2 protein-coding genes, 1 tRNA gene and 1 rRNA gene are annotated in these 5,078 nt (G+C 70.6%); 1 reads left to right on the top strand and 3 read right to left on the bottom strand.

The genetic code is table 11. The features are described from left to right. On the bottom strand, nucleotides 1–1,751 hold a 1,751-nt coding region (locus IEZ01_RS35465; protein WP_229833340.1), incomplete at its 3' end, for a HAMP domain-containing protein. 392 nt (nucleotides 1,752–2,143) lie between these two features. On the opposite strand from IEZ01_RS35465, the gene IEZ01_RS33390 reads away from it, so the two are divergent. Further along, nucleotides 2,144–4,798: a SpoIIE family protein phosphatase gene (locus IEZ01_RS33390; RefSeq protein WP_040875206.1), complete on the top strand. Its 2,655-nt coding sequence runs from the start codon at nucleotides 2,144–2,146 to the stop codon at nucleotides 4,796–4,798. A gap of 124 nt (nucleotides 4,799–4,922) precedes the next feature. Here the strand turns inward: IEZ01_RS33390 and IEZ01_RS33385 are convergent. After that, nucleotides 4,923–4,998: transfer RNA gene (locus IEZ01_RS33385), tRNA-Thr, on the bottom strand. 5 nt (nucleotides 4,999–5,003) lie between these two features. Beyond that, nucleotides 5,004–5,078, bottom strand: a 5S ribosomal RNA gene (gene rrf, locus IEZ01_RS33380); the annotation flags it as partial.

Raw genomic sequence — 5,078 nt, 5'->3', positions numbered from 1 at the left:
GTGTTCTTCAGCTCCAGGATCTCGCCGCGCGCGTCCACGTCGATCTTCTGCGACAGGTCACCACGCGCGACCGCCGTCGTCACCTGCGCGATCTGCCGCACCTGGGACGTCAGGTTGCCGGCCATGAAGTTGACGGAGTCGGTGAGCTCCTTCCACGTACCGGAGACACCGTCCACCCGTGCCTGACCGCCGAGGCGGCCCTCCGTGCCCACGTCCCGCGCCATGCGGGTCACCTGGTCGGCGAAGGACGACAGCTGCGACACCATCGTGTTGACGGTGTTCTTCAGCTCCAGCATCTCCCCGGCCACGTCGACCGTGACCTTCTGCGACAGATCACCGTTCGCCACCGCCGTGGTCACCTGAGCGATGTCCCGCACCTGCCCGGTGAGGTTACGGAACGCGGTGTTCACCGAGTCCGTGAGGTCCTTCCAGGTCCCCGCGGCACCCGGCACCTCCGCCTGACCGCCCAGGCGCCCCTCGACACCGACCTCGCGCGCGACCCTCGTCACCTCGGAACCGAAGGCGGAGAGCTGGTCCACCATCGTGTTGACGGTGTTCTTCAGCTCCAGCATCTCCCCGGCCACGTCGACCGTGACCTTCTGCGACAGGTCGCCGTTGGCCACCGCCGTGGTCACCTGGGCGATGTCCCGCACCTGGGTCGTGATGTTCCGGAAGACCGTGTTGACCGAGTCGGTCAGGTCCTTCCACGTGCCCGCGGCACCCGGCACCTGCGCCTGCCCGCCGAGCAGACCCTCGGCGCCGACCTCGCTCGCCACTCGCGTCACCTCGTCGGCGAACGTCCGCAGCGTCTCGGTCATCTGGTTGATCGTGTCGGCGAGTTGAGCCACCTCACCGCGCGCGCTGACGGTGACCTTCTGCGACAGGTCGCCGTTGGCCACCGCGGTGGTGACCTCGGCGATGCCCCGCACCTGCGAGGTCAGATTGCCCGCCATCGTGTTGACGGAGTCCGTCAGGTCCTTCCACACGCCCGCGACGCCCGGCACTTCGGCCTGGCCGCCCAGCTCGCCCTCCGTACCCACCTCGCGCGCGACACGGGTCACCTCGGAGGAGAACGACGACAGCTGGTCCACCATCGTGTTGACGGTGTTCTTCAGCTCCAGCATCTCGCCGGCCACATGGACGGTGACCTTGCGAGACAGATTGCCCTTGGCGACCGCCGTGGTGACGAGAGCAATGTCACGCACCTGCGCCGTCAGCCGGTACGCCATGGTGTTCACGGAATCCGTGAGATCTCGCCACGAACCAGACATACCGCGCACTTGGGCCTGGCCGCCGAGCTTGCCTTCGGTACCGACCTCGAGTGCGACTCTCGTCACCTCGTCCGTGAACGCGGACAGCTGGTCGACCAGGTTGTTGACCGTACGCGCGACCTTCAGGAACTCACCCCGCAGCGGCCGCCCCTCCGGCCCCTCCGAGCGCAGCTCCATCCGCTGCTCCAGGTCGCCCTCCGCCACCGCGGACAGCACCCGTCCCACCTCGGAGACCGGCCGGGTCATGTCGTCCACGAGCGCGTTCGCGGCCTCGATCGCCGCCGCCCAGGCGCCCTCGCTGGCGGCGGCCTCAAGCCGCTCCGACAGCTTGCCCTCGCGCCCGACCATCCGCCGCACCCGCGACAGCTCACCGGTCAGGTGCAGCTGCCGGTCGGCGACCTCGTTGAAGACGGCCGCGATCTCCGCCATCACGCCGTCGCCGGACACCGTCAACCGCCGACGGAAGTTCCCGTCCCTCATCGAGACGAGCGCCGACAGCAGCCGCTCCAGCGCCGCCGCGTCGACCTCGACCGTCCCACTGCTCCGGGACCGTCCGCTTTTCGTACGCGTGCTACCGCCCCGCGCCGTCACGCCAGACTCCACCGTGTCCCTCCCGCAGGGGTTGACCGTAGTGCTCGGGTTGTCTCTGGAAGCTTTCCCAGTGTTTCACCGCAGCCGAACCAGGCCATAACACTTCGGCAGCTTGGCATAACGTCCCCGCCCCCGGGGGACGGAAACAGCGGTGACCGGCATCCGCTCGGACAGTGAAGGTAAGTAACCTGGCATCCGGCTGTCCAACCGCCCCGTCCGCCCGGCGGGGGCGGCCTGGGCGCGAGACGGACGACCGGGCACCGGGAGGGGCAGGGCCAACCATGGCACAGCCGGGCGTCGAGACGCGTACGAGGAGTTCTGTGATCACCGCGCGGGCGGCCGCCACCTTCGACCCTGTCGGGAGGTCCGTCGCGACCGCCCGGGCCTTCGTCCGGGACACCCTCCAGGGCTGGGGGTACGCCGATGTCGTCGACGACGCAGTCGTCCTCACGAGCGAACTCGTCACCAACGCAGTGATCCACGCCGGCACCGCCGCAGACGTCCTGTGCCTGCGCACGGACGACGGCGTACGCGTCGAGGTGGCCGACCGCTATCCCGAGCGCGAGATCCCGATCCAGAGCACCGGCCCCCGCCTCGCCAACCACGACAGCGAGAACGGCCGCGGCCTCCTCCTGTGCGCCGCGCTCGCCACCCGCTGGGGCGTCGAGTACTCCCCCACCCGCAAGCAGGTCTGGTTCCAACTCGACCTCCGCGAACGCCCGGTGGGCACCCGCTCCGCCGGCCCGGTCCTCCCCGTCGACCTGCTCCCGACCACCGACGGACGGGTCCGTGTCGCCGTGGTCCAGATCGACCGCGGCGCCGCAATCACCTCCTGGAACGAGGACGCGGAGCAGCTCTTCGGCTACGGCGCCGAGCAGGTCGTCGGCAAACCCCTCGGCGACCTCGCCGCCTGGCCGCACACCCCCGGCATCGGCACCGGCATCGCCGAGGCCCTGCTGCTCTCCCGCTGGGAGGGCAGCTACGGCATCCGCGACACCAACGGCCGCGTCGTCCCTGTCTACGCCTCCCACCTGCGCGTCCGCGACACCAACGGCGAGCCGTCCACGGTCTGCCTGCTCGTACGGGACCACGAACGTGCCGTCCTGCAGACCCCACAGCGAACCCCCGTCTCCGACGGGGGCGGGGAGAACCGCAGCAGGGACCCCTTCGAGGTCTTCATCGGCTCCCCGGCCCCCGACGACCTCGACGGCCTCCTCCAGCGCACGGTCGAGCGCGCCCGCGACATGCTCGACGGCGACTCCGCCTTCCTGCTCCTGGCCACGGACGACGAGACCGAACTGGAGGTAAGGGCCACCACCGGCCTCCCCTCGGCCCGCCAGCGCTTCGCCCGCGTCCCCGTCGAGGCCGGCACCGGTCGGTACGGCTCGGCCCGGATGCCGGCCGTCCACGACGACCTCGCCGCGGTCCCAGGAGCCGTACCGCTCCTCAACGGCACCGGCATGCGCTCGGTCGTCACCGTGCCCCTGAAGGTCGAAGGCCGGCTCACCGGCTCCCTGGGGGTCGCGGCCGAGGCCCCGGGCCGCTACTCCAACGAGGAGGCCCTGCGCCTCCAGTTCGCCGCCGACCGCATCGCCCTGGCCGTCGAGTCGGCCCGCCTGGGCGAGCTGGAGCGGCTGCGCCGCGGCTCCCTGAGCTTCCTCGTCGAGGCCTCCGACCTGCTCGCCGGCACCCTCGACCGCGACCAGACGCTCGCGCTGATGGCCCAGATGACCGTCCCGACACTCGCCACCTGGTGCGCCGTCTACACGATCGCGGACCAGTCCTCCGAGCCGTACCTCTCGTACGTCCTGCACGAGGACGAGGACCGGATCGACGGCCTCAAGGCCCTGCTCTCCCGGATCGACCCCCCGGACCCGGTGCCGACCCCCGGCGCCCGCGTCTGGCCAGCCCCCGCCGACGCCGCCCACCAGGCCGCGCTGCGGGTCTCCAAGCGCGAACTGGGTTTGACCAGCACCCCGCTCTCCTCCGGTATCGGCTCCACCCTCGCCACGGCCTCCGCGGTCGGCGGCGAGACGGTGGTGCTGCCGCTGGTGGCCCGTAACCGGGTCATCGGCATGCTGACCCTCGGCAAGCCCTCCGACGACCATTTCCGCCAGGAGATCCTGGAACTGGCGGAGGACCTCTCTCGCCGCGCGGCCCTGGCCCTGGACAACGCCCGCCTCTACTCCGAGCGCATGGCCATCAGCCAGTCCCTCCAGCGCAGCCTGCTGCCCCCGGGCCTCCCGCAGATCCCCGGGGTCGAGGTCGAGGTCATCTACCGCGCGGCCGGCGAGGGCAACGAGGTCGGCGGCGACTTCTACGACCTGTTCCCGATCCGGGACGGCGCCTACGGCTTCGCCATCGGCGACGTGTGCGGTACGGGCCCGGAGGCCGCGGCCGTCACGGGCCTCGCCCGCCACGCGCTGCGCCTGTTGGCCCGCGAGGGCTTCGGCGGCCCCGCAGTGCTGGAGCGCCTGAACGCCGCCATCCTCGACGAGGGCGCCCGCAGCCGCTTCCTGACCCTGCTGTACGGCGAGATGTGGCCGCAGGAGGACGGCTCGGCCATCCTCAAGGTCGTCTGCGCGGGCCATCCTCTGCCGCTGCGCCTGCGCCAGGACGGCACGGTCTCACCGGCGGCCGAACCCCAGCCGCTGCTCGGTGTGATGGACGACCTGGAGCTCTACGAGCAGACGATCACCCTCGACCCGGGCGATGTGCTCCTGTGCGTCACTGACGGCGTCACGGAACGCCGCGAGGGCACCCGCATGCTCGGCGACGACGGCCTGATCGACGTCCTGACCACCTGTACGGGCCTCACGGCCGGCGCGGTGGCGGCCCGCGTCTTGCGGGCCGTGGAACGCTTCGCGGCCGAGCCGGCCTCGGACGACATGGCCATCCTGGCGATGCGCCTCCAGGAGCCACTGAACGGCGTCTGACGTAACGGGATTGGCTTGAGGGCCGGCGTGAGTGGCCGGCCCTCGGGTCAGTCCCGATACTTCTGCCTTCCCAGGGCCGGAGAAAACAAAAAAGGCCCCCGCCAACGGCGGGGGCCTTTTTCGATGGAGCCCTTTAACGGAATCGAACCGTTGACCTTCTCCTTACCATGGAGACGCTCTACCGACTGAGCTAAAAGGGCGGGTTGTTCGGCGGCGTCCTACTCTCCCACAGGGTCCCCCCTGCAGTACCATCGGCGCTGAAAGGCTTAGCTTCCGGGTT

This window comes from Streptomyces purpureus (genome assembly GCF_014648195.1).
Classification (GTDB): domain Bacteria; phylum Actinomycetota; class Actinomycetes; order Streptomycetales; family Streptomycetaceae; genus Streptomyces; species Streptomyces purpureus.
This window is presented reverse-complemented; position numbering and strand designations above follow the sequence as displayed.

What these genes read in the sequence shown, in the direction of transcription:
- IEZ01_RS33390 (WP_040875206.1), top strand. Translation starts at nt 2,144, where the DNA reads ATGGCACAGCCGGGCGTCGAGACGCGTACGAGGAGTTCTGTGATCACC.